Origin of the sequence: Lactobacillus sp. M0390 (assembly GCF_016102085.1) — a bacterium.
Lineage (GTDB): Bacteria > Bacillota > Bacilli > Lactobacillales > Lactobacillaceae > Lactobacillus > Lactobacillus apis.
Window position 1 is genome coordinate 806,953 of record NZ_JACFPH010000001.1, and the last position, 26,442, is coordinate 833,394.

A 26,442-nucleotide genomic window follows, 5' to 3' on the forward strand; every position below is an offset into this window, starting at 1 on the left:
CCTTATTTGGCATCAAACCAGTTGTGACCATAACCTGAATCAGCAACTAAAGGAATATCTAATCTAACTGCTGATTGCATTACTTCAGGCACAATCTTCTTAATTGTTTCAAGTTCATCTTTTGGAACATCAAAAATCAATTCGTCGTGAACCTGGACAACCATCTTAGTCTTCAAGTGCATTTCATCTAACTTTTGCTGCATATTAATCATTGCAATTTTAATAATGTCTGCGGCAGATCCTTGAATTGGTGAGTTGATTGCAGTTCTTTCTGCAAAAGAACGGACATTGAAATTCTTCGCATGAATGTCAGGAAGATACCGACGTCTATGCATAATAGTTTCCGCATAACCTTTTTCACGCGCAACTTTCACTGCTTTATCCATATAGTCTTTAATTTGTGGATATTGTTCAAAGTAGTTATCAATAAATTCTTTTGCCTGCTTACGACTAATATTTAAGTTTTTAGACAAACCATAATCTGAAATACCATAAACAATACCAAAGTTAACTGCCTTTGCACGGCGACGCATTAATGGTGTTACTTCATCAGTTGACTTTAAGTGAAAAATTCTCATTGCAGTATGAGCGTGAATATCATAACCCGTTCGAAATGCTTCTTGCATCTGCTCATCACCTGAAACCTGAGCCAAAACCCGTAATTCAATTTGTGAATAGTCACAAGAGAAAATATAACCATCAGGTTGACTAGGAACGAACGCTTTTCTAATTTGCTTTCCTTCCTCTGTTCTAGTTGGAATATTTTGTAAGTTAGGATCAACTGAAGAAAGACGTCCTGTTGCAGTCAAAGTTTGCAAATAACGTGTATGTACACGTCCGTCTTTTTGAATGACATCAAGCAAACCATTAACATAAGTTGACTGGATTTTTGCAATTTGACGATAAGAAAGAATCTTTTCAATAATTGGATTCTCATCCTTAAGCTGATTTAATACATCAACTGAAGTCGAATAGCCAGTTTTAGTCTTTTTGATTGGCTTAAGGCCCATTTTTTCAAACAGGATATGGCCAAGCTGTTTTGGCGAATTAATATTGAACTCTTCGCCAGCTTCTTCATAAATTTCCTTCTCCATTTTGGACAATTCACCAGCAAACTCATCTTGCAATTGGGTCAATGTATCAGGTAATACCTTGATACCATTAATTTCCATCTTTGCCAAAACGCGCGCAACGGGAATCTCGATGCTAGCAAAAAGATCATCCTGTTCATGCTCCTTAAGTTTAGCAAGTAAGGTTTCCTTCAAGCTTTCGATTGCTTCAGCCTTGGTTGCAAGGTGATTAAACAAAACCTTATCATCTTCAGGGATTTGTTCACTTTTTCCTTTTCCGTAGACGTCCAAATCACTTCTAACCGAATTATTACCATACATCCGGCAAACTTCAGCCATGTCATCCGAATTATTTTCATTGTTAATCAAGTATGAAGCAAGGAGCATATCATAATCGATTCCATGTGCATGAATTCCAAGTCGGTTAAGTCCAACTGTCGTACGTTTTAAATCAAAAACATCCTTTTTGATTTTTTCATCTTCTAACAGATGTTGCAAATTTTGCTCTTTTAATAGGTCAACATCGCGACTGACATAAATTTGACCAGCAATTTTAAATGCAAAACCAACGAAATCAGCTAAATGATAATTAGGTCCGAGCATCCCTAAGTAAAAGACAATGGTGTCGCCTTCTTTAGCGTCAACTTTTGCCAAATTATCCTTTGTCAATTCCGTATATTCCATCAAAACTTTTTCATTTTCATCATTTTGATTTTCTGAATCTGCAGCGCTAGGATCAAGTTCACTTAAAAACTTTCTGAAACTCATTTTTTCATAAAAACGTCGTAATTTTGGGTAGTCGACATCCTTACGCTTAATATCATCAATTCCAATCGTAACTGGAGTTTGACAATCAATAGTAGCAAGTTTTTTACCCAAAAGAGCCTTGTCTTTATCGTTTAGCAGGTTTTCTTTTAATTTTGACTGCTTCATTTCGTCGATATGATCATAAAGATTTTCAACTGAACCATATTCTTGGACCAATTGCGAAGCCTTTTTGGGACCCACCTTGGTTACTCCAGGATAATTATCGGAATTGTCGCCCATCAATGCTTTCATATCGATAAATTCAGTTGGTGTAACACCATTAACTTCTTTCATGTGTTCCGGTGTGTAAGCCTCTAAGTTCATCACACCTGACTTAGTCACCATGACCGTAGTCTTTTCAGTAGCTAATTGGGTTAAATCTTTATCACCAGTCACAATTGTTACATCGAAACCATTTTTTTCACCGATTCTAGAAAAAGTACCGATGATATCATCCGCTTCATAGTTTTCCAGCTCATAGGTCGATATACCTAAGTCATGCAGCAATTCTTGGATATATGGTAATTGCTCGGACAATTCACCTGGTGTTTTTTGACGTCCCCCCTTATAATCAGCGTACATGTTATTTCTAAAAGTAGTTTTGCCCGCATCGAAAGCAACTAAAACATGGTCAGGCTTGACATCGTTAAGTAAGACATCAAGCATGTTTTTAAATGTATAAATGGCATTAGTATGTAGTCCCTCAGGATTCCTGAAGTTCTCAAGCTGACGGTATAATGCATAAAAAGCGCGAAAGGCAACAGAATTACCATCAATTAAAAGTAGTTTTTGGTTAGCCATTAGATCTCCTCACAGTTAAACTAGTCTAGTATTCATTAATCATTTTACCAGTTTTTCCTTTTTTCTGGCATAATACAGATTCATCTTGCAATTTACTTAACTTATTAATTTTGAACAACAAAAAAAGACTGAAAACTCAGTCTTTTTTGTTGTTTTCTATTTAGTTCATTGTACTGATCCATATAATATATGGTGTAGTAGCACCTAAAATAGCATCACTTTCGGCTTGTGACTTATCATAATGAGATAAATCATTTTGGGTCTTAACCAAGATTGCTTTTGCCGCTTTGACTTCTGAAATTGTTGCCTTATCAGAGTTTAGTGTAGTTTTAGCTAACTTCAGTGCAGCCTTAAAGCGATTTTCAAGATTACTCAAAGACGAGCTTTGGTATGGCGTAATGTTTTCTTGATCTACTAAATCTTGTAATTCCTGTTTGTCTTCTTTGACTGCTATCTTAGCATCTTTTTGAGCCTGCTCAGGTGTGTTAGTTGGTTTTAAAGCTGGACCTGATTCATATTCAGTTGTATCTGCCTTAACATAAACTAAACCAGCAAAATCTTGTGCGTGATAATTAGCTAATGAATAAAAACGAGGCTCGTTCCAGGAATCCTTTAACAAGTAAAATAGTTCTGCCTTATTGTCATTAGCATTCCACAAATAAGTTGCACTTTCAACTGGATAAACATCATAGGCAGCAAAAGTTGCGTTAGGATCAGTTGTAGGACGAGCTGAACCATCCACATTATAAGTTCCAGCTTTTTGGGTAAATATAATGTAACTAGCTTGCGTATAAGTTTGCAATTGTTGCTTAGGTTTAGCCTTTATTTTGGTTTCTGGAATAAAGGCAGTCTTAGTTCCGCGAACACGATATTCAACCGAAAGACCGGATTGACCTGACATACCAGTCACACGGTCAACTTGGTAGGTTTTACCATTTTTTAAGTTAATGCTGTCTTTACCAGCACCGATTTTGTATGATTCGTTCTTTTTTAAATTGGCAATTTTAACAGTTGCTTGATCAGTATATAGGGGGTGACCAGCAATTCGATAAACATTGTTTGCTTTAACATAACCACCGGAGCTAAGTTTGTAATAGCATTGGCCCTTAATCATCTTATATGGTAACCAAGATTGCTTTTCACGATCTTCATTTAACAAATAGAACTTTTTAGTGTTAGGTTCAACTTCTTTAATAGAACCAGAAAAGTTTATACTCGTGCCCTTTTTCAAATATGCATTATGCTTTTGCCCATGATAATTTTTAATCCTTTTACCTTTTTGATTAAAAATATAGGCATTATGTGCTAATTCAAGACTATTATTGTCTGTTGCTGCTTTAACAGTTGCAGCGTTAAAACTTGCTAACTGACTTACAAGTCCGAACGTCATCATTCCAGCTACTGTGCTTTTAAGCATCTTTTTTTGCAAATTCATAATTACCTCAAACTACTTTTTTTGAAATTTTAATCTCTATTCTAGCCGAAAAATAAAAATAATAAAGAAAAACCAAACTAAAATTTTTAGTTTGGTTCATAAATTTAACTACAGAATTTCTCGTGCTTAATAAAAACTATTAAATCACCGCTTAATATGGCTTCGTATCGGTTACATAATCTATAAGACTAAGTTCCTCAGGTGACTTCAATTCTTTTTCTTGCTGTCCTTTTAAGACAAAGGCTGCTTGTTTGACTTCCATTACAGTTGCAGTATCTGAGGCAACAAGCTTTTTGGCAGTTGCTAACGCTGCATCATAACCGTCATGTTTAAATTCCTTGTATGATTCTGAATTCTTAACTACATTTTCTTGATCAATTAGTTTCTGCAAGTCTGATTTATCAGTGCTTGTTGCTAGCTGGGTATCAGCTTTAGCCTGCTCAGGCATATTAACTGGTGTCAAGAATGGCCCACCGATATATTTACAGTCATCTGCTTTAAGATAGCTCAAATCATCCTTAGAATTGTCCACGTAAACAATATCACCCATACCTGAATCACCTAGCAAATGATAAAATAACTCCGCCTTATTTTCTTTTGGCAACCAAATATAAAGTAATTCATCTACTGGCAATTTATCGCCTTTACCAAAAGGTCTATAGGCTTCAAATGGTGGCTGTTGGTTTTCTCTAACTTCACCTTTATTGTTAAAAGTATTGATACTGGCATTAACTAAAACATAGGTATAACCACTAAAAGTCAGTAATTTCTGTCTTGGTGGCGTTACTACAACTGATTTTGCTAAAAAACCAGTCTTTGTACCACTAATACGGTAAGAAGGAACTGCAGATGGATCCTCCTGCTTTAACGTGGTACGATCTACTTTAATTTTTTGATTATTCTTAATCATCATATTGTCTTTTCCACGACCAACAGGAAAAGAATTAGGAGTTTTTACCTTAACGGTTGCTTCAGCAGTATAAAGCGGTTTTTGATTAATCTGGCCAACATTGGCCGCATTAATATAACCACCAGAACCTATATTGTAATAATAGCTTTTGCCAGTCTTAGTATATGGTAACCATGTTTGGTGATAATTATCATCATCTAAAAGGAAGTACTGCTTAGTATTGGGCTCGATTGATTCAAGTTTATTAGCAAACTTTACAGTTGCTCCTTTATACAAATGAGTCTTGGATCTACTGCCCTGAAATCTCTTGAGTCGTTTACCATTTTTATTATAAACGTAAGCGCCATGTACTAATTTCATTGTATTCGTAGCTGTCGTTGCTGCAAACACTTCATTTGTTTGACTTACTATTGCAAAAGTTCCTAACGCCAAAACGCTTGCTATGGCATTTAATGCAACTCTTTTCTTTAACTTCATAATATCACCTCATTTCCAATTATAGTCCTAAATACTATTTGTGACTTTAATAAATGAAAAATGACCATTACCTAATAAGTAACGGCCATTTTTTATTTAAATCAGTTTTTCCAAAGCGTCTTCATACTTTTGAATATCACCTGCACCCATAAAGACAATCACACTGTCTTTATTTTGAGCCAGGTCAGCAATGTTGTCGAGGTTGATTACTTCGGACCCGGGAATCTTAGCTACTAGATCCTCACTCGAGATGTCGCCACTTGCTTCTCTGGCGGAAGCATAAATTGGGGTAACGTATGCTTTATCAACTCCTCTTAAAATTTCTTCAAAATCATGTGCATACTTTTTAGTTCGCGAAAAAGTATGCGGTTGGAAGACAACTACAAGTCTCTTATCAGGAAACTTCTGTCTAGCTGCTTGAATCGTTGCCCGCATTTCAGTTGGGTGGTGAGCATAGTCATCGATAATATTAATATCGCCAAAATCCTTTTCGGAAAAGCGACGTTTAGCACCTTGATACGTAAGGAGCCCTTGCTTGATATCTTCCAAAGGTATCTTCTCTGTGTGAGCAACAGCAATAACAGCTGTTGCATTCAAAATATTATGATCGCCAAACAAGTGAATTGTGAATTCACCAATCATTTGACCGTGATCCAAAACACTGAAGGTGGAGCCTTCTGTTGTTCGCTTGACGTCTACTGCTTGAAAATCATCATTAGCTTCAAACCCGTAAGTATATTTAGGGACTGCTGCTTTGAGTTCTCGTAGACGTTCATTTCCACCCCAAACAAATAAACCTTTTTTTGTCTGATCTGCAGCAGTTTGAAAGGCGGAAGTATAATCTGCTTGATCCTTAAAGTAATCAGGATGATCAAAATCAATATTTGTCATAATCTGATAGTCAGGATGGTAGGCCAAAAAGTGACGGCGATATTCGTCAGCTTCGTACACAAAAAAGCGTGAATTCTTGATTCCTTTTCCTTCACCATCTCCAATTAGATATGAAGTTGGCGCTGCTTCACTCATTACGCGAGCAAGAATTCCGGTTGTTGATGTCTTGCCATGAGTTCCTGCCACACCAATACTTGTATGCATCGCAACAACTTCTTCAACCGTATCAGGGTAGCTTTGCCAGCTAATCCCTTTGTCCTCACAAGCCTTAACTTCAACATTATCATTTTTGAACGCATTCCCTTTAACAATTACTTGACCTTCAGTTTTGATATTGTCAGCACTAAAAGGAGCAATTCTAATCCCAGCTTTTGTGAGTGGTTCCTGCGTGAATGTATATTTTTCAATATCACTACCGCTCACTTCATAACCTAGATCATTAAGCAATAATGCTAGGGCAGCCATTCCTGTTCCCTTAATTCCAATAAACCAAATTTGCTTGTTCTTGTCTAACATATCTTAGCTCCAAAATCTATTTTTCATCGTTTATTATTTTACCATTGTTGCAGTAAAAAGAGCAGAATTCAAATAAACAGTTAATTACAAAAATAAATCTCAAATTACCGTTATACGTTTTTAACCATAAAAAAACTTCACGTTAACCGTGAAGTTTATGCTCATTTATAGGCTGATTTTACCGCTAGCTAATAATTCATCACATTTAGCAGCATCAAATTCGTCTCCAACTTGAAAATCATCTGGTAAAACCATGATGCCACGTTTTTCTGGAGCATGTTCAAGGCCTAATTCACGTGCTGAACAAATCATTCCGTATGAATCAACATGACGTAATTCACCAGGCCAAATCATTTGTCCGTTAGGCATTAAAGTTCCTGGTAAGGCAACAACTACCTTTTGTCCTTGAGCAATATTAGGAGCACCACAAACAATTTGATGTTCTTCGCCGTTACCAACTTCAACTGTAGTAACATGTAAATGATCAGAATCAGGGTGCTTATCACAAGTCTTAACATAGCCGTAAACCAATGTTGGTTTACCATATGCAAGTTCCTCAGCAAAACCGGCATCTGCTAATGCTTTATTCAATGCACTTAAATCAGCATCGGATAATTTAACTTGACCGTCTGGTAACTTATCGTAGTCAATAACTTTATCAACGTTGAAAAAGTTGAAGCCAGTGACGTTCCCTTTTTCATCAGTGATACGAGTAATATCACCTTTTTCTTCATATTCACTCTTACCTTGATCTTGACCTAAAATAACAATCAAAGTATTGGGATAGCTACGTTTATTAATACTAGTAATCATCAAAATTCAATCCTCTTTCACTTAGTCCAATGACCGCAAAAAGTCTTCAACTTGGTCTTTGGTTTTACGATCCTTATTAACTAGTCTACCAATTTCTTCGCCATCTTGGTAGACCACAAATGATGGTATTCCCATAATATTTAACTCTTTAGCCACATCAATTGAACCATCACGGTCAATTTGGTAAAACTTACTTTCAGAAAAGTCTTGTTCAATTTCAGGTAAAAATGGATCTAAAAAGTGGCAATCAGGGCACCAATCAGCTGAAAATTCTAAAACTACTCGGCCACTTCTAGTTATCTCTGATAATTTTTCTTTGTTTAATTCTTTAATCTGTTCCATCTTATTAGCCTCACTCATCTAGATAAATATCTAATCTATTCTACTCCAAAATCTGCATGAAGAGCGTAAATTGGATTACCTTTAGCAGCAAATTTGTGCTCATACTCAGTTTCAATGTTTTTTGCTACAATCTCCTCATTTTCATGATGAAGATCAACAGAGACAAAGTCAAAATGCATACCATAATTGTTCATGCTAGCGACTGAATATGAGAATAATCCTGAGTTATCAGTCTTAAACTCAATTTGACCTACAGGCTTCAAAATCTTTTTATACTTTTCTAAAAAGGTTTTATAAGTTAAACGCCTTTTTTCATGCTTTGTTTTAGGCCATGGATCACTGAAGTTTAAGTATAGTGTATCAGCGCTATTTGCAGCGAAAAATGCCGTAATGTCAGCTGCATCAGCACATAAAATTTGCAAGTTATCCAGCTTCTTTTCAAGTTTGGTTCGCAAAATCATTCCGGCAGCTGTCACTTGCAGTTCAAGTGCAACAAAATTCTTATCAGGATTTTGTTCAGCCAAAGTGGTAATAAAATGTCCTTTGCCTGACCCAACTTCAATTTCCAACGGTCTAGAACAGTCTGCAAAACGCTGTGACCAATCAATCTGTTTTTCAGGATCAGGACGATCTAATACACTTTCTGGATGCTCCTGTACCAACTTAACTGCCCACGGCTTATTCCGTAATCTCACTTTTAAATCTTCCTTTTCTTGATTTTGATTGGTAAGTATAACCACAAAATAATTATACTAAAAATTAATAGACCAATGATTGCCTCAGCTAGCTGCAAATTAATTGGCAAGATAATTAACCAAAATAAGCTAATGATAAGCCATTGCAGGCCTAGCGCCAATTTAAGTACTGCTACTAAATCTTGGCCCCTTTTTTCGCGTTCAATCGGATAAATTCGATACATAACGTTATCATCAAATTCAGATACCAAGGGTAATAACTGGTAAACGGTCAGAAAAATAACTAAGCATGACAAACCAAATGCCCAAAGCCAGTTCTGAACTAGCCATGAGATTAAAATTGCAAATGCAGTCATTCTTACCAGTAAATTAAGGTACTCCGGATTACGCAATAAAGAACGACGGTATAAGAAGCGATTTGGTTTTTCTTTTGCCAATGATTTAGGTAGCAAAAAGTCTAAATATTTACGTCGCTTTATACTGATTTTCTTTTCTTTTACATCAGTAAACATGCTAAAGGCACTATAAACACGATTTTTCCTACCTTGTTCTTGGTTAACCGCATATTGCCAATCAAATAACGCAACATTTTTTTGCTTTTGTGCAAGCATAAAAAAAGCACCTAAAATCAAGATGACAGCAATATAGCTACAGATTGTCCAAGTTGCACTGCAAATTAAGCCAAGTAAAAGTAGCAAGCTGAGTAGTGGCAATGAAAGCTTATGACTCGAATATAAATTATATTCTTCTAATTTCAACTGAAGAACTTTTGCCAATAAAACTACTACTGCAAGTACAACATATGCTACTGGAGATATTTCAGCTTTAAGTGTCGCGAAGGGAAACAAGATTCCCGCAATAAGTACCAAAATAATTGTGGGTACAATCAAGCTATAATTTAGCATTGGTTTTAAATAGTCACGCATTTGCTTATCCTGCGGTAAGAGAAAATGCAAATCAGCTGGCTCTAGCAAAGTTACTAGTTTTCCAGAAATTAAGGGTAACCAAATAATTACTCCAACTAGCGGGCGGTAAAACCATAATCCGGTTGGCATCTTTTTCATACTCTGGGCGTACCAAAACATTAAGGCGCCGAATAGAAAAATCAGGGCCAGAATAAAGAAATCATTAAAAACTAACACCAGGTACTTAAGCGACTGCTGTAAATTTTTGCGTAATCTTTTTTGAGCTAACTCACGCATGACGTTGCTCCTGATTTAAGATTTGGTAAATCTTGTCGAAAGAATCGCTATCGTTTAGACCATAATACTGCCTAATCTCAGTCAGATTACCTACAACATCAATTACCCCATTGTTTAATACCGCATAATTTGAAATTGCTTGCTCTGCATCAGCTAGGATATGAGTCGACATCAAAATCATTTTACCGTCACTTATCGCTGCTTTAATCAGTTCAATTAAATTAGCTACAGCAAGTGGGTCCAGACCAGTAAATGGCTCGTCAATCACTAAAAGTGGCGTGTCTGCTAGAAACGCAGTGACGATCATCACCTTTTGCTTCATCCCTTTGGAGAAATGAATTGGTAACCACTCTAGCTTGTCCTCCAACCTGAACATCGTTAACAGCTTATTCGCTCTTTGCCAAGCCTTATCTTCATCCAGTTGATAGCTTAAAATTGTTAAATCTAGATGCTCTTTTAAGGTCAGTTCAGGATATAAAACTGGTATCTCCGGAATATAAGCAATTTGTCGCTTAAATTCAGTTGGTTGTTTAGTTAATTCTATTCCATTTAAACTAATTTTCCCTTTTTGCGGGCGTAACAATCCTAAAATATGTTTAATTGTAGTAGATTTTCCAGCACCATTAAGTCCAATAATGCCTAATGCTTCTCCTGGTTTGATTTCAATATTAATATCGTTAATGACTGGCACACCAGTGTAGCCACCAGTCAAATGCTCTATTTTTAGAACCATAATTCCTATCTTTCTTTTAGTGAATTTACTTATTTTATATGATAGCATGATATTAATGGAAACTAAATTTCAAAATCAAGAGGTTTAAAAATGGATGAATTAGATAAAGACTGTTTATTTTGCAAAATTATTCGTGGTGAAGTTCCTAGTTATACCGTTTTCGAAAATGATGACGTTAAAGCTTTTTTAGATTTATCACAGGTTAATCCAGGACATACCTTAATGGTGCCCAAAAAGCATCTCACAAACTTATTTGATTATACTGCCGAAGATGCAGAAAAGTACTTAAAGTATATTCCGGCAATTGCCAATGCAATTAAGAAATTTGATCCTAAGATTACTGGAATGAACGTTACCACCAATAATGGTGAAAGTGCTAGTCAAGTTGTAATGCACTCACATATTCACTTCATTCCCCGTTTTGAAGGCGATGGCTTAAAACTTGCCACCCGGAATAATGAAGATAAATACACTCCTGACGACTATCAAAAGATTGCTGATCAGATAAAGCACAATTTTAAGGAGAAAAAATGAAACATTTTAGCCTAGGACTTGCCGTAGGTGCAGGATTCGGGATGGTCCTCTCTCTTTTTGAAGATAAAAATGGCAATCGTTTAGCTAAACCAGTTCAAAAGCAATTTAATGGTGTTAAAGATGATGTTACGAGTCTGACTAATGCCATCGCTGATTTAAAAACGGCTCAACAAGAATTAAAAGATGCAACGCCGATTGCTAAGCAGGGATTGACTGAAGTAGAAAAAGAAATTGAGTATTACCAACTTAGTGTTTCTCGCATAGTTGATAGTTTACAGCAAGAACTTGATAAACTAGTTCAAAGTACACCAAAGAACAAATAATTCTAAAAATTGTTAAAGAAAGTTTGTTTTTTGAATGAATTCTGTAAATTTAAAAACTTGTTCTGCGAGTTTATGTTATATTAATTGTCGGTGACTTATTTAATTAAGGATGTGGAGAAATATTTTATGAAAAAATATATTAAAAAATTAGCTACAGTAGCTGCTGTAGCTGGTATTGCGCTATCAACCACTGCTTGTTCTAACGGTGGTAAAACAGTTGCTTCCTATAAGGGTGGCAAGATTACCCAAAATGATTACTACGACGAAATGAAGAAATCACAAGCGGGTCAAACTACTCTTGCAAACATGATTATTAACCATGTTTTAGAGCAACAATATGGTAGTAAAGTTTCTAAGAAACAAGTTGATAAACAATTCAACAGCTACAAAAAGCAATATGGTTCTCAATTTAATGCCGTTTTACAACAAAATGGCATGACAGTTTCAAGTTTCAAGCAAAACTTAAAGACTAATTTGCTCAGTGAAGCTGCATTAAAAGATGTTAAGAAAATTTCCAAGAGTCAAGAAGACAAGGCTTGGAAAGAATATCAACCTAAGGTTACTGTTCAACACATCTTGGTTTCTAAGAAATCACAAGCTGATACCATCATTAAGGAATTAAAGAATGGTAAGAGCTTTAAGAGCTTAGTTAAGAAGTACTCATTAGATCCTGGTACTAAGGCTGATGAAGGTAAGCTTCCTGCATTTGATTCAACTGATGCAACTTTAGATCCTGCATTCAAGAAAGCAGCATTTAAACTTAAGACTGGCGAAACTACTAGTAGTCCAGTTAAATCTCAATCTGGTTACCACGTAATTAGAATGATTAAACACCCAGCTAAGGGTACATTTGCTTCTCATAAGAAGGAAATTGATGATGAAATCTATCGTTCAATGTCCCAAGATCAGGAAACAATGCGTAGCGTTATTTCTACTGTTCTAAAGAAAGCTGATGTTTCAATTAAGGATAACGACTTGAAGAACGTCTTATCATCTTACGTTTCTACTTCAGATTCTAAGAAATAAAAAGCAATAAAAAAGAAGTTCATTGGAAAATGAACTTCTTTTTTTACTCTAATTTTTTAAACTTCGTCAACGCCTCATCATTCTTCGGCCGATAAAAGCGTCTTCCACCCTGGCTCATAATGTTATCTGTAAAATTACCAGGGCGTGTATTTTGCAGCGCGTTTGTTATTGCATAAAGCGACGCATCTAGGTCATCAATTCTGTGTAATAACTCAGCTTCTAATAAAGCTGGCAATTTTGGTGACCCATATTCAAATTTACCGTGGTGCGACAATACCATATGACGCAACAACAAAACGTCTTCTGATTCAAGATCAAAATTCAGTTCTCTAGCGGCAAGCATTATTTGCTCATCAATTAGGACTAAATGTCCAATCAAGTTACCTTCCGTAGTATATTGAGTTGCCACTGGCCCAGACAATTCCAAAACCTTTCCCATATCATGTAAAATGCAGCCGGCATATAAGAGAGAACGGTCAACTTGCGAATAGTTATCGGCAATTGCTTTAGCATCCCTTAACATTGACAATGTATGATATGCCAGACCGCCGCGTACCGCATGATGATTGCTCTTGCCTGCTGGATAATCAAAAAAGCGCTTGTCCCATTTTTTCAATAAATAGCGAACAATTCTATTCCAAGTTGGATTGAGAATTTCAAACACATACTGATTAATTTCATCTTTCATTGATGAAATTTCTTCGGGTGCAGATTTAACAAACTGATTTAGATCATAGCCCTCTTCAGGTCCTACCACACGCAAGCCATAAATCTTTATTTGTGGCTGTCCCTGGTATTCTTCGCGCTTACCGTCCAATTCAACGATTGTGCCACTACTATAGGTTGCAGCATCTTGATTAGTTGCATCCCAATAATTTCCACGAATTTCACCAGAAGCATCGCCAAAAGACAATGCCAAATATAATTTACCCTTCTGGGTATGTCTTAACTGGGAATTCTTAATTAAGACAATTGCCTCTAATTCCTCGCCATCATTGTAGTCCAGTAAGTGTTTATACATTACTCGGTTCCTTTCGTAAAAGTTAGCGGCTTAAGCTGTAACTTTTCAACTAATCCAGCTTGTGCGGTAAAAATAAGTACTTGATTATTCTCGGATACCTGGCCCAACAACTGCTTAATTTGATTTACTCTTTGATCATCAAAGTTTACAAAAGAGTCGTCAATTAAAATTGGCAAGTTAATCTGATCTTTAATTTGTTCAACAAAAGCCAACTTGAGTGCAAAATAAAGCTGCTCAGATGTGCCGCGTGACAAATATTGTACTTTAATCTTTTTACCATCGAATCTAGTAACTGTTAATTTCTTATCAATATTAAGACTATTATACCGATTATTTGTTAATAGTCGCAAATATTCTTTTGCTGTCTTTAACATTTTAGGGAACCGTTCATTTGAAGCGAGGTCTAAGGCACGTGAAATCCACTTTGAAGCAGCTAAATTAGCTAGATACTCAATACTTAAGTTTCTAAATTCAGTTTCTGTATTAGCTAATTCTTGTTTGGCTGCGAAAACGGCATTTGAATTCGCCAAATTAGTCATTTTAACCTTTATTTCGGCATCTTCAGTCTGCAATTCTTTGATTACTTTTTGCTTCTGGGTAATTTTAATTTGGACTGTTTCTAGCTTTTTAGCAAGCTGATCACTTTCTTGAAGCTGCTTAATCTCAGCTAGATTTTCACCAAGATTATCTTTCAGAAGAGAAATCTTAGTTTGAAGTTCCGCTTGCCGAGTACTCTTAGCCTGCAAAGCTTGGTATTCAGCCATATCTTCAACTTGTGCTTGGGCAAACGCCGCCTTTAACTGTAAATTAAGTTCATGTGCCTCAGCTCGAGTTTTTGTCAGCCGCTTTTGCAGATCAATTCTTTGATCTGCAATGTGCCTCGAGTTCGCTAACCGATTCTCAAGTTCATCTAATGAAGCTATCACGGCTTCAAAACTAGGTTCAATTGAGCGATCGAGTGTGGCACTGATTTTCATTGCAATTTTTGCAAGTTGCTCGTTAAGCTCGCGTTCACGCTGCAAATCATTCTGCTTTTTTTGCTCAAGCATTTGGTATTGACGCCATTCATTGACCAAACTATGAAGATCAAGCTGATCAGGATTAAGACCATACTTATGTGAAAATGTAATTCTTTGTTCCTTAATCAGCTTCGCCTGTTTAGCCTGTTGGTTGAGCACACGCTTTTCTTGCTTTTGTTTGCCAATGCTCCAACAAGCTCCGACTAGGCCAATTAACATGACCAACCCACCGATTAGCGGCGATGATGCAACTAACAGAATTATGCCGATAGCAATGATTAAGCCTGAACCAATCGCAGCGTATTTACCAACTGCATTTTCAGAACTAGAGGTATTGTCTTTAGAAGATGGCAATTTTTCAAAATCATTTTGTAATTGAATAATATCTGCCTGAGTTAAATTGGTGATTTGATGCAAGTCTGGATTTAAAGTGAGTAATTGCTCCTGCTGCTGACTAACTTGCTGAAAGTCCTGCTGGCAATCACGGTCTTCTGCGCGCCATTGCAATATTTCAGGCTTTTTTTGTACCAACAACTTCAAGGAATTCTGATTTTCATCATTAGACGAAAAGTTGGCAAGTTGCTGTTCTAGCTCACTTTGCTCTTTTTGAAGATTTTTAGCTTCTAAATCGAGTCTTTGCGCAGCTTGATATTTTTCTGGATCAAATTCAACTTGTTCCACTTCCCGCTCTAATTCAATTAGCTTGCGGTAGTTAGGAACCTGATTTTGCAGTTGACGTAATTGCTCTTGCTCACTCTGAAGTTTTTGAAGAGCTTGCTCCTGCTCTCTTAGTGCACTTGCTTGTGTTTTTTCTTGCTCACTCAAAGTACGATAATCATTAAACTCGTTTTCAGCTTCATCAACCTTAATTCGCTGATCCTTTAATTTGTTAAAAAGAACATTAAGTGGCGGGTTACTCCCCATCTTTTTGAAGATTTCGGAAGCTTTTTTAGCAAAGTCATCTCTTAAATCGATTAACTGGTCACTGTTTGAGGCTCCCAAATAATAAATTCGTTCCAACAGGTCAGTTTGTTGAATTTTCTCAACTTTAGCAAGCATGTCTTGATTAAAAATAAAACTATCCGCATAAAAGTCGCCATCAATATTTTTGATTTCTTCGAAAAAGACGCTTTCTGGAACAATCTGCTCGTTTAGTTTTACCGTTAATGTGCCGCCTTTAAGTCCTTTACCGCCAGCATATAAGCGCTCAAGTTCAAAGTGGTCTCCTCGGTCATTTTCAAAAAATAATGAGCCTCCCATCGGACTAACCCGTGCTAAAGGCGTGTAATCTTCAAAAAAAGCTGAGCTCTGCTTCTTTAAATGGAAACCAAACATAATCTGCTTTATAAAGGCAACTACCGTACTTTTACCAGCTTCATTCGTACCATAGAAAACGTTGAGTTTAGGACTGGATAGGTCAAAGGTAACATTAGAAAACTGCCCAAAATTGACAATTTTAATTTTCTTTAACTTCATCGCTAATTCCTTTCAGCTTGCTATTCAGTTTAACCTCGGCCAGTTCCTTCACTTCCTGTAGAAAATCTGGAGCATTTTCCAGTTGATTTGAGAGTTCATCTTTTTTGGCCCAGTCTTTACTTAATTCAGTAAATTCATCTGTAGCAAAAAGCTCTTTTTCTGCTTGATTAAAAAAGGCAAGATCACTTTCAGTGATTTTTAGTTGACTATTCGCCGAAAGACGAACGTCTACTAATTGAGAATCATAATCTAATTGATTGGAAATCATGCGCCAAAAATCATTTTCCTGAATCAGTTCACGCTCTTTATCATTTAAATACTCCGCTCCGCTTATTTGCAGACAAAAGTAAGTTGTTTCATTTGGATTTAATGAATCGATAATTAGATTCTGCAATTCGGTTTGTGAAACTTCAGAATTCAACTTAATTACTTGTTGCTGCCACACAATTGGACATGTTTGAACAAACTGAATGGTTGTTTCCTTTGTCTGTTCATTAATTTCACCCAAATAACAGCCTTTTTTATCTGTTTCGTTAATGTGGCGCCCTTGAATATTTCCAGAGTATACAATCCACGGATCTTTAGCTAAAACCTGTCTAAGGTGAATATGACCTAAAGCAAAATAGTCATAATTCAGGTCTTTTAAAGTAGTTAAGCTGAAAGGCGCATAAACATCCTGAGCACTTTGATTAGTCTTTTCTTGTGCATGCATTAGTCCAAAAGTGTAATGCACTGCTTTACTAGGAAATTGACTCACCTTATCTTCTGTGATGTGATTATTTAAATAAGAAAAACCCGTTACATCATAAGTAAAGCCCGTCTTGGTCTGACAAGTAATGGACTCGATTTTCTCTTCGTTGCCAAGCAACTTGAAATACTGGCTTTCGGGAACGAGCAAATCAGCTTCTGCCATGTGATCATGATTACCAAAAATCATGACTACTTGAATTTGTGCCTTAGTTAGCCGTTCAATTTGCTCAGCGAAAAAAATCTGCGTACTTGGGTTAGGACGCGCACTATCGAATGTATCACCCGCAATCAATACTAGGTCAACATCTTCTCTTAAAGCCAAGTCAACAATCTTGGTGAACGATTTATTGGGTGCCTGATGTATTTGTAAAGAGCTCTTAGATGGCAAAAAAGATAGCCCCAAAAAAGGACTATCTAGATGCGCATCCGCTAAGTGGATAAATTTCATTGGTCTAACTAATTTCTAAGACCTTTATACAGATCATTAATCGGCTGAGTAATTATCTTCTGTACTTCTTCAATCGTACCATATAGACCTTGCTCTGCTTGTAACAAATTCAAGATTTGTGGATCTTGTTGTACTTTTTCATTTAAGTTTTTATATTCATCTTGAAGCTCTTGCGATAAGTCTTCACCTTTGGATTGGGCAATTACAATCGCATTTTGTACCTTGTCCATTTCCTTGAAAAGTGCTGTACTTTCCGCGTTATTCTTAACGCCTTCAATTGCTTCTTTCAAAACACTAAATTCATCAATTTCTTGCAGCTCGGATGCTAATTGATTGGTCGTATCGAAAATATTCACCATTTTTAATCCTCCTAATCATCGGCCAAAAAGACCCTTCAAGTTATTATACCATTCATTTAGCTTTTCTCCCGCAGATCCTATACCTTTTTGAATTTTATTGTTCAATCCATTGGTCCAGTCCGATCCAGTACCATTATTTTGGATAATTTGCTTAGGAGCTTGTTCGGTAAATTGGTTCTGGGCAGTATAAGGAAGTATTCCTTCCATCTCTGCCTTGTATAGTCTAGTGATTTCAGTTTCTGACACACCATGCATGAAATGTTGCTTATTAGTGCGATCGTAACCAACCCAAGTTGCGACAACTACGTCAGGCGTATAACCAACAATCCACTGATCCTTGGTTCCAAAACCGTATGAATTTGGAACCTCAGTTGAACCAGTTTTTCCGGCAACTCGAAAACCAGCTGGTTGAGCTGATGCTCCTGTACCACTAGTAAACACGCCTAATAACATCGTTGTCATTTCATGTGCTGTACTTTCTGAAATAACTCGGTGTCTGCCAGTATCGTGATTTTCGGCAATTACGTTACCACTTGCATCAGTAATTTTTGTAATGAAATACGAATTATTCGGCAAGTTACCTTTATTGGCAAAAGCAGAATATGCTCGTGCCATCTGCAATGGTGATACACCGGTTGATAAACCACCTAGTGCTAAAGCTAGGTTTTGGTCTTCTTTTGGTACTTTAATGCCAAAATTATTTGCAGATTGTACCCCTTTGGACACACCAATCCGGTCTAGTAACCAAACTGCCGGTACGTTTTTACTTTGAGCTAAAGCAACATACATTGGAATCTTATCTGAATAACCATTATCAACGTTATGCGGCTCATACCCATTTTTACCAAATCGCTGCAACTTGTTAGAAAGCTGAGAGTCATAATGATAGCCTTGCTGTAAAGCAGGTGCGTAACTCACAATCGGTTTAATTGAAGAGCCCGGCTGACGCTTCATTTGGGTAGCGCGGTTATAACCACGAAAGACATGCTTGCCACGTCCGCCAATGACCGCCCTGACTGCTCCAGTACCTGGATCCATTACCACACTAGCGCCTTGCGTCTTTGTTCCATCAGTTGAGCCTTGCGGGAATAACCAGTCTTGGCTAAATTTTTCTTGGAGTTGTCCCTGATAATTTTGGTTCAGCGTCGTGTAGATACGCAGACCCTTATTCATAACATCTTCTTCTTTTAAGCCATAGCGTTTGATGGCCTCATCGACAACAGCATCAAAGAAGTACGGGTAGCGGTAGCCATCCTGGTTGTGGTAAGTATCACGCAAAACCAAGCTTTGGCTTTTTGCGACCTTAGCTTGAGAAGAAGTCAACTTGTTGTTTGCAACCATTAAATCCAAGACTAAGTTCCGCCTTGATAAAGAATAATTCATATGGTCAATTGGGTTATAATTACTTGGATTACGTAAAATTCCTGCTAAGGTTGCACCTTCTCCGACAGTTAACTCATTTGCGTTTTTACCAAAGTACTTTCTACTGGCATCTTGGACTCCCCAAACCCCATTACCAAAATAGGCATTATTAAGATACATTGTTAAAATATCTTTTTTAGAGTATACATGCGTTATTTCAACCGCAAAAAATAACTCTTCAATTTTTCGCGACAAAGTTTGCCTCTGTGTTAGTAAAGCATTTTTGGCCAGCTGCTGCGTTAAGGTCGATCCACCACCTGCAATTTGGCCGTGATGAATTACCAATCCTAAGGCCGCACGTCCCATTCCCTTGATACTAAAGCCAGGATTTTTCCAGAAAGTACGGTCTTCAGTCGATATCACAGCATTTTTTACGTTTGGCGAAATTTTGTTATATTCTACGAAAGTTCCCTTTTGCGAATATAGTGCTCCTGCTTTTTGACCTTTATAATCATAAATAGCAGTCGTCGTAGACAGTGAAGCTTTCAAATTTGAAATGTTTGATGTTTTAACTTTGACGGTATAATAAGTACAAACCAAAAGCGTCATGCTGAGCAAGATTAAGATAATCCAGCGCCCGATATAAAAGCGGTGATCAATGCGATACCATAAGGCCGCTAAGCCACTTTTCTTTGGTTCATTATTTTCCATTTTATCTGCTCCTTTAGAAACAACTAAAATTTTATCATATTAGCAAGGCTTCCCTTTATTTTCAAGAAGATTTAACAAATATTTATGAGCTATTACTTTACATTTAACATTCCAACAAATCATGAACCCTGTTCAGTAAACGACTTGTTACGTCAATTACTAATTCCACGCAAATGGCGTCATTTTTTGCGTACCGAACAAAAGATAATAATTAATGGTGCTTATCGGTATTTCAATCAAACAGTCTATCCTAACGATAAAGTCGAAATTTGGTTAGACCACGTTGAAACAGCGCAAAATGAGTATGCACCTAGTGGTAAAATGCCGGAAATAATCTACGAAGACCCAAATTTCATAATAATTAACAAACCAGCTGGTCAAAAAACTCATCCTAACTTGTTTGAAACTAACACTGCACTAAATGATTGCGCCACCTATCTGGGTTTTTCTCCCTTTATTGTACATCGTTTAGACATGTTGACGAGTGGGCTGCTCCTCGTTGCCAAAAATCCAGCAGTTGTGCCTATTCTAAACCGTGAATTAGTTACCAAGGCCTTTCACCGTGAATATTTAGCAGTTGTTAATCTAGAAAAAGCAATTGATGATAGCAGAACAATTGACTTACCCATTGGACATGACCCGCTTGATCAACGTAAGCGCAAAGTTGTTAGTGATGGACTGAAATCAATCACACACTATCAAGTTTTGAAGCGCTATGACAACAATACAGCTTTAGTTAAATTAACACTGGAGACTGGACGCACACACCAAATTCGCGTTCATCTTGCCGCAATTGGTTGTCCAATTATAGGTGATCCCCTCTATAACCGAAATGCTAAAAAAGACGAGTTTCTTCACTTAACTGCATATCAGATTTCTTTACAAGTACCTTTCACATTAGACAAACTGAGGGTCAAATTACCTGACGAAAAAGTGCCTTTACTTAAAGAAGCAAAAAAACTAAATCATTTTTGATTTAGTTTTTTTGTTTTCTATTAATTTAGATGTAAGAGTTACTGGCGATAAGCTGTTGCAGTTGCCTCATAGCCCCAGTATTCAGGTAGTTTATAGCTAATTGTATATTCAAGCAGTTCACCAGAAACTAGTGGCAAATAAGTTTCTCGTTCCTGATAAATAAAAAGTTGTTTTGCTTCTTGTGTGAAGTACTGCAATATTTCTTTATCGGAAACAGTTTTTGCCCAATTTTTTTGTTTAAATGGCAATTCAAAAGGATCAATTTTAGAGTCATCCCTAACCTTTTGGTAAACCGAACTGAACAATGACAAGTTATCCAATTCATCAGTATTTAAATAATTTGGATTTAGATAACTAATTGAATATTGACTTACTTTTTTACCAATATAGCGTAAACGTCTTACTTCAAGATAATTGTTAATTTCATCGAAATGAAGTTTTTGCAGCACATCTTGATCATCGCCCATTCTTACTAAAAGTACTTTAACACTTTCAGTTTGCCCCTCAGCCAAGTTCAAGTCCGTGAGCATTGCAACCTGCTTATGTGCTTCTTTTGCTACAAAAGTCCCACTTCCTTGAACTCGAGTTACCTTATTTTGTTGTTCTAAGGTATTTAGAACTTTTACTGCGGTCGTAGAGCTAACATGATAAATTCGACTGATTTCTGCTTCGCTATAGAAACGATCACCAGGATTCAACCATCCATTATCTAACTTTTCAACCAATTTTAAAACAATATCTTGATATTTTGACATCAATTTCACCGGCTTTATTTAAAGGAAACCTTGGCTATTCTTACACACCAATCTGTCCCATAAGTGTAACCACCTATGTCCACCGTAAGCGTTCCTCTATCAACATCTTGCATAAAAGGAAGTTCTTTTTGATCATCTAGCCAAGTTATTTTTTCTATCTGTTTGAATATACCACTAAATGAACGTAAATTGATACCTTCTCCGCCTAAAACTACATTATCATCGCCAACAATTTCTAAATCATGTAAAAACAAATATAGAGTATTTTTATCTATCAGAGCAATATCTTTATCGTTTCCGCTCGCCTTGATTTCAGAAGAAGGACGTGAGGTATAGATACTTTGCCCCGCCATCTTTGTCCATTTACCGATTTGTTCCATAACGGCTTGATTCATTAACGGAATTTGTCCAGTTCCAGTTAAGCCAATGTTAAGTAAAATGTTAGCCCCAATGCCACGAGCATGAACAATATTTTCAATTAGCTCTTTTGTAGATTTGAAGTTTAAGTCATCTCTTGCGTAGCCCCAATGTTTATTCATTGTTACTGAGGCTTCCCCAGCAACATATTTATCTTGGAAGCCATGATTAACTTGATCTGGCGTTTTTCGCTCATATGTCACAACATCAATTTCAGGATTACTTATCTTTCCTCTGTTTTTTAAACCTGTATTGTTAACAATTATTGCGTTAGGCTGATATTTTCTGATTGTTCCGTATAAACGATCTAATTTCCAATCAGCCTCTTTTTTATTCCAATCACCATCAAACCAAAATCCTCCAATTGAGCCGTAATTCTTGCACAAAATTTCAACGGATTTTAATAGATAATCTAAATACTTATTGAAGTCAGTTTGGTACAGATCACTATGCCAATCATATGTCGCCATGTATAAAAAAGGCTGAACATCATATTTATGGCAGGCATCAATAAACTCTCGAACCAAGTCTCTATGGGCAGGACTATGCATTGCATCAAACTCAGATAGTCCTTGGGTATCATACAAGAAAAAGCCTTCGTGGTGCTTAGTTGTTAAAACAATATACTTAGCACCCATTTTTTTAGCAGACAGAACTATTTGCTCGGCATCAAAATCTTTAGCAGAAAAATTGTTAATTAAGTGTTCATACTCTTCTTTATCTCGATGATGGATATATTCTGTCCACTCTCCGACTTCTAATTGCGAATATAAGCCCCAATGAATAAATAAGCCTAACCCCAAGTCTTCATATTGTTTGATTCTAGTCAAAGCTTCTACCATATTTATTCCTCCCATTCCATTTCAACATTTAACACATTAAGTTAAACACTAAGAAATATAAAAGTCCATAGCTTCATCCAATAAAATATTGTTATTAAGCTATTGCAATTGCTTTCATTTAGAATTAATATTTATCTTGTAACTAAGTTAACACATTAAGTTGAAGGAGAGTGATTTTTATATGTATATCTTAGCAAGTCATGGTGACTATGCAAAACAAACGCTTAAAAGCTGTGAAATGATTACAGGCGAATTAACTAATTTCGCCACAGTTTCTTTTAAAGATCCGATGGGCATTGATGATGTCGTCAAATGCTATGAAGATATTTATCAGAACAGGCAAGATTCTGCTGAGGAAGTCATAATTATTGCTGATATTCCAAACGGTACACCAGCAAACGCAGCAAATACTTTTATTGCAGAACATCCTGACGTCAAACTATATTCCGGTCTTTCCCTGATGTTGACCTTATCACTAGCAACAGGAACTCCTGCTGACGAGGCAATCAGTCAAACAATTGAATTAATGGAGTCAAACATCAAAAAGAAACCTAAAAAGCAGCCCGCAGCGCCAAATAAAGAAACTGCTCCTGTAAATACTGGTAACCCCCTAGTTAATGTAAGAATTGATTCGCGCTTAATTCATGGTCAAGTTGCTACCATGTGGACTAGAAGTCTTAATACGACGAGAATCATGGTCGTTGACGATCAAATTGTTACCAGTAAGGTGCAAAAGGCAACCTTAAAAACGGCTGTTCCAGCTGGGATTCACTTAAGTATTCTTACAGCTAAGGGAGCTGCAGAACGAATCAATAGTGGACAATACAATGGTCAAAGAGTTCTTTTACTCGTTAAAAAGCCGCAAATCTTGGCACAGCTAGTATCTGCTGGTGTTAAGCTTCCGGCAGTAAATGTTGGTAACATGTCAATGTCTCAGGGGGCACGTCAAGTTGCTAAAAGTGTTGCCGTTACTGACGAGGACACTGCTACCTTTAATCAGATGGCAGAAAAAGGAATTGAATTTTATCATCAAATGGTTCCGAACGATAAACAAGAGCCATTTATTTCAATTTTAAATAAGAAGGAGAACTAAAATGGCAATCACATGGTGGCAAATTTTACTATTAACAGCACTTGCTTTTTGGATGATTATTGACCAACTGACAGTTGCAATATTGTGTAATTATCCGCTTTTAATTGGTCTTGTAGCTGGACTTATTATGGGTGATATAAAAACAGGTTTAGTTGTGGGCGCGACGCTTCAATTAATGGTGTTAGGTGTTGGTACTTATGGCGGTGCTAGCATGCCAGACTTCATGACTGGGGCTATCGTCGGCACTGCCTATGCAGTTATGAGTAACAAAGGAGTTAGCTTTGCAATTGGTCTAGCAGTTCCTGTCGGCCTTTTAATGGTTCAACTAGATGTTCTGGCTCGTTTCACTAATACCTTCTTTTTACATCGAGTAGATAAGATGATTGAAGAAGATAATGAAAAAGGCGTTGCCCATAACATTATTTACGGGATGTTTCCTTGGGGATTATCACGTGCACTACCGGTACTTTTGATGTTATTAGTTGGTAAAAACACAATTCAGGTTGTAGTTAACTCTATGCCTCAATGGCTAACTAATGGTTTATCCGCAGCCGGTGGAATTTTACCAGTAGTCGGAATTGCAATTTTACTTAGATTTTTACCTACTAAACGTTTTATCGCTTACCTATTAATTGGTTTCTTTTTAGCAGCATACATCAAAGTACCAATGCTTGGTGTAGCAATTATTGGTGCTGCAATGGCAATTATCTATTACAAACAAAGTGAAACTAAGGAAGCAACAACTACTCAAACTGAAGGAGGACATGAAAATGAACTCGGCGAATACGAAGACTAATTCCCAAAAAATAACTAAGAAAGATCTATTCCGCGCAAACTGGCGTTGGTTGTGGAGTAGCCAAATTTGTTGGAACTATGAGCGAATGATGTCGACTGGATATCTTTACACGATGTTACCAACAATTCAAAAACTCTATCCTGACAAAGAAGACCGTGTTTCAATGATGAAACTTCATAATCAGTTCTTCAACACAAACGCTTACGTCGGTGGCTTTATTGTCGGGATGGACATGGCCATTGAAGAAAAAGAAGGCCGGAAAGCTGAAGAAGCAATCGCCGGTTTGAAAGCTGGTCTGATGGGCTCATTTGCTGGTGTCGGTGATACAATTTTTGGTGTCATTCTACCAACAATTTTTGGGTCAATTGCCTCATATATGGGACTAAAAGGAAACCCAATTGGTGCAATCATTTGGCTAATAGCAAACTTTGTTGTTCTGTTCTTACGCTTTGCCCTACTTCCGATGGGATACTCACAAGGTGAAAAATTAATTTATGCAGCAGGAAATAAATTAAACAGACTAACTGATGCAGCGATTTTACTCGGGGTAACAGTTGTAGGAGCATTGATTCCAACAGTTGTTAATGCAAATGTACCATTAGTCTTTAAAACAGGTAAAGTTGTTCTAAAAGCACAATCAATATTAGACCAAATCATGCCTTCACTTGTTCCAGTGCTATTAGTTGCAGTCTGCTATTGGCTTCTCGGCAAGAAGAAAATGACTTCAACTAAACTGATCATTACCGTTTTGATTGCCGGAATTATTTTAGGTGGATTCGGCATAATTGGTAAATAAAAACGAGTCAAAAGAATAGATACTAGTTAAGCAAAAAGTAAAAGAAACCGAGAGTCGATCGACTCTCGGTTTCTTTTGTTTTATTTAGCTCAAGCACTTATATAAGTGGCTATTCTCCCTTAAAAGTGCCAGCTTCAACTTCACGGATAAAATCAGCTACATGCTTGTAGTATACATCTGGATTATCAACCATATGGTGATGTCCTGCATTCGGTGTAGTAACTAAGCGAGAATTAGGAATTTCTTTTTGCATAATTCTTGCTGTTTCTAAAGGCATTGTATCCTCTTCACCAAAGGTTAATAATGTTGGCATTTTGATTTCTTTTAAATATTTTCTAAAGTGCCAATCTTTCAATTTACCAGTTACCACAAATTCATTATCACCTTGAAAAGCATGGTATACAGGCAAACCGCCAATACGCTTAATATGATATAACTTACATGGCTGACGACGATCAAGAAAGTTAATGTTCAATATCTGAACGTCCTCTTGGTAGCGTTTATTGTCATAGTCATTATTTTCTTCACATTCACGCATAAAGTCAATTTCTGATTGTGGGAAAATTTCTTGTCTACGACGATTGATTGATTCAATATAGTCATCAGTATCATCAACCATAGAAGAAATAATTGTTCCTTTTAAGTGTTGACCATATTTAACCGCATATTCTTGCGCAAGCAAGCCGCCCCAGCTTTGTCCAATCAAGTAGCAATTATCAAGGCCGAGCTTGTCCCGAACCTCGTCCACTTCGTCAAGGAAGTATTCATAAGTTAGGTATTTAGCTGCAATCTCAGGATCATCATAGTCGGGTTGATCTGAATAAAGTGAACCTAATTGATCATACATTGTTACTTGGACGTTAAGTCCTTGTTTAGCCAATTGATCTGCGGCGTCTTCCCAATATTCATGATTGCCGCCTGGACCCCCATGTAATGCCAATAAATGGATATCGCCTTCACCTTGGGTACTTGTCCATAAGTGATAGCCGTTATCTAAAGTGATAATTTTTGAACCTGTTCTCATTAGTTAGTCTAGTCCCTTTCTAG

Annotated in this window: 24 protein-coding genes; 7 read left to right on the top strand and 17 right to left on the bottom strand. The window is 36.8% G+C overall.

Annotated elements, in window-relative coordinates; translation table 11 throughout:
* Positions 1-2: 2 nt before the first annotated feature.
* The 9 genes from polA to H3R25_RS03890 all read right to left on the bottom strand — a co-directional run bounded on the left by polA (position 3) and on the right by H3R25_RS03890 (position 10,692).
* Entirely contained in the window at positions 3-2,678 is a 2,676-nt protein-coding gene (gene polA / locus H3R25_RS03850; RefSeq protein WP_198194340.1) for a DNA polymerase I, read from the bottom strand.
* A 160-nt stretch (positions 2,679-2,838) separates the two neighbouring features.
* Positions 2,839-4,113 carry an SLAP domain-containing protein gene (locus H3R25_RS03855; protein ID WP_198194341.1) on the bottom strand — a complete coding sequence of 425 codons (1,275 nt, stop codon included), beginning with the start codon at positions 4,111-4,113 and terminating at the stop codon, positions 2,839-2,841.
* A 151-nt stretch (positions 4,114-4,264) separates the two neighbouring features.
* Positions 4,265-5,500, bottom strand: a complete 1,236-nt coding sequence (locus H3R25_RS03860; RefSeq protein ID WP_198194342.1) for an SLAP domain-containing protein — start codon at positions 5,498-5,500, stop codon at positions 4,265-4,267.
* 96 nt (positions 5,501-5,596) lie between these two features.
* Positions 5,597-6,907 (bottom strand): UDP-N-acetylmuramate--L-alanine ligase, encoded by a 1,311-nt coding sequence (gene murC, locus H3R25_RS03865; RefSeq protein WP_198194343.1) that lies wholly within the window; start codon positions 6,905-6,907, stop codon positions 5,597-5,599.
* Between the two features lie 165 nt (positions 6,908-7,072).
* A complete protein-coding gene (gene ytpR, locus H3R25_RS03870) occupies positions 7,073-7,720 on the bottom strand; it encodes a YtpR family tRNA-binding protein (protein WP_074425039.1) in 648 nt (215 codons plus the stop codon).
* A 21-nt stretch (positions 7,721-7,741) separates the two neighbouring features.
* A complete protein-coding gene (locus H3R25_RS03875; RefSeq protein WP_109715657.1) occupies positions 7,742-8,062 on the bottom strand; it encodes a thioredoxin family protein in 321 nt (106 codons plus the stop codon).
* Between the two features lie 35 nt (positions 8,063-8,097).
* Positions 8,098-8,757 (bottom strand): tRNA (guanosine(46)-N7)-methyltransferase TrmB, encoded by a 660-nt coding sequence (trmB, locus tag H3R25_RS03880; RefSeq protein ID WP_074425037.1) that lies wholly within the window; start codon positions 8,755-8,757, stop codon positions 8,098-8,100.
* A gap of 2 nt (positions 8,758-8,759) precedes the next feature.
* Positions 8,760-9,959 (bottom strand): ABC transporter permease, encoded by a 1,200-nt coding sequence (locus H3R25_RS03885; protein WP_074425035.1) that lies wholly within the window; start codon positions 9,957-9,959, stop codon positions 8,760-8,762.
* Positions 9,952-10,692: an ABC transporter ATP-binding protein gene (locus H3R25_RS03890; RefSeq protein ID WP_198194396.1), complete on the bottom strand. Its 741-nt coding sequence runs from the start codon at positions 10,690-10,692 to the stop codon at positions 9,952-9,954. The genes H3R25_RS03885 and H3R25_RS03890 overlap by 8 nt, the downstream gene beginning before the upstream one ends.
* Positions 10,693-10,782: 90 nt before the next feature.
* Between H3R25_RS03890 and H3R25_RS03895 the strand changes: the two genes are divergently transcribed.
* The 3 genes from H3R25_RS03895 (at position 10,783) to H3R25_RS03905 (ending at position 12,575) form a co-directional block, all read left to right on the top strand.
* Positions 10,783-11,226 (top strand): HIT family protein, encoded by a 444-nt coding sequence (locus H3R25_RS03895; protein ID WP_198182298.1) that lies wholly within the window; start codon positions 10,783-10,785, stop codon positions 11,224-11,226.
* Positions 11,223-11,549: a hypothetical protein gene (locus tag H3R25_RS03900; RefSeq protein WP_198194344.1), complete on the top strand. Its 327-nt coding sequence runs from the start codon at positions 11,223-11,225 to the stop codon at positions 11,547-11,549. The genes H3R25_RS03895 and H3R25_RS03900 overlap by 4 nt, the downstream gene beginning before the upstream one ends.
* A gap of 126 nt (positions 11,550-11,675) precedes the next feature.
* The gene (locus tag H3R25_RS03905; protein ID WP_074425028.1) at positions 11,676-12,575 is read left to right on the top strand and encodes a peptidylprolyl isomerase PrsA; all 900 of its coding nucleotides are present in this window, start codon (positions 11,676-11,678) and stop codon (positions 12,573-12,575) included.
* Positions 12,576-12,618: 43 nt separating this feature from the next.
* Here H3R25_RS03905 and H3R25_RS03910 read toward each other — a convergent pair whose 3' ends face one another.
* From H3R25_RS03910 to H3R25_RS03930, 5 genes are read right to left on the bottom strand one after another with little or no spacing between them, the layout of a single operon-like run.
* On the bottom strand, positions 12,619-13,596 hold the full coding sequence (locus tag H3R25_RS03910) for a 3'-5' exoribonuclease YhaM family protein (RefSeq protein WP_046307314.1): 978 nt from the start codon (positions 13,594-13,596) through the stop codon (positions 12,619-12,621).
* A complete protein-coding gene (locus H3R25_RS03915; protein WP_198194345.1) occupies positions 13,596-16,091 on the bottom strand; it encodes an AAA family ATPase in 2,496 nt (831 codons plus the stop codon). Before H3R25_RS03915 ends, H3R25_RS03910 begins: the two co-directional genes overlap by 1 nt.
* On the bottom strand, positions 16,072-17,289 hold the full coding sequence (locus tag H3R25_RS03920) for a DNA repair exonuclease (protein WP_198194346.1): 1,218 nt from the start codon (positions 17,287-17,289) through the stop codon (positions 16,072-16,074). Before H3R25_RS03920 ends, H3R25_RS03915 begins: the two co-directional genes overlap by 20 nt.
* A gap of 8 nt (positions 17,290-17,297) precedes the next feature.
* The gene (locus H3R25_RS03925) at positions 17,298-17,648 is read right to left on the bottom strand and encodes a YlbF family regulator (protein ID WP_122035540.1); all 351 of its coding nucleotides are present in this window, start codon (positions 17,646-17,648) and stop codon (positions 17,298-17,300) included.
* Positions 17,649-17,663: 15 nt separating this feature from the next.
* A complete protein-coding gene (locus H3R25_RS03930; protein ID WP_198194347.1) occupies positions 17,664-19,721 on the bottom strand; it encodes a PBP1A family penicillin-binding protein in 2,058 nt (685 codons plus the stop codon).
* A gap of 84 nt (positions 19,722-19,805) precedes the next feature.
* Between H3R25_RS03930 and H3R25_RS03935 the strand changes: the two genes are divergently transcribed.
* Entirely contained in the window at positions 19,806-20,696 is an 891-nt protein-coding gene (locus H3R25_RS03935) for an RluA family pseudouridine synthase (protein WP_198194348.1), read from the top strand.
* 38 nt (positions 20,697-20,734) lie between these two features.
* On the opposite strand, the gene H3R25_RS03940 is transcribed toward H3R25_RS03935, so the two are convergent.
* Complete coding sequence (locus H3R25_RS03940) at positions 20,735-21,451, bottom strand: GntR family transcriptional regulator (protein WP_198194349.1); 717 nt, start codon at positions 21,449-21,451, stop codon at positions 20,735-20,737.
* Positions 21,452-21,465: 14 nt separating this feature from the next.
* On the bottom strand, positions 21,466-22,710 hold the full coding sequence (locus tag H3R25_RS03945; protein WP_198194350.1) for an alpha-L-fucosidase: 1,245 nt from the start codon (positions 22,708-22,710) through the stop codon (positions 21,466-21,468).
* 181 nt (positions 22,711-22,891) lie between these two features.
* Here H3R25_RS03945 and H3R25_RS03950 point away from each other — a divergent pair, with 181 nt between their 5' ends.
* From H3R25_RS03950 to H3R25_RS03960, 3 genes are read left to right on the top strand one after another with little or no spacing between them, the layout of a single operon-like run.
* Entirely contained in the window at positions 22,892-23,803 is a 912-nt protein-coding gene (locus H3R25_RS03950; protein WP_198194351.1) for a PTS mannose/fructose/sorbose transporter subunit IIAB, read from the top strand.
* A 1-nt stretch (position 23,804) separates the two neighbouring features.
* Complete coding sequence (locus H3R25_RS03955; RefSeq protein ID WP_074425012.1) at positions 23,805-24,599, top strand: PTS sugar transporter subunit IIC; 795 nt, start codon at positions 23,805-23,807, stop codon at positions 24,597-24,599.
* The gene (locus H3R25_RS03960; protein ID WP_122035552.1) at positions 24,574-25,395 is read left to right on the top strand and encodes a PTS system mannose/fructose/sorbose family transporter subunit IID; all 822 of its coding nucleotides are present in this window, start codon (positions 24,574-24,576) and stop codon (positions 25,393-25,395) included. Before H3R25_RS03955 ends, H3R25_RS03960 begins: the two co-directional genes overlap by 26 nt.
* A 109-nt stretch (positions 25,396-25,504) precedes the next feature.
* Here the strand turns inward: H3R25_RS03960 and H3R25_RS03965 are convergent, their stop codons facing one another.
* Positions 25,505-26,419, bottom strand: a complete 915-nt coding sequence (locus H3R25_RS03965) for a proline-specific peptidase family protein (RefSeq protein ID WP_074425011.1) — start codon at positions 26,417-26,419, stop codon at positions 25,505-25,507.
* Positions 26,420-26,442: the final 23 nt, after the last annotated feature.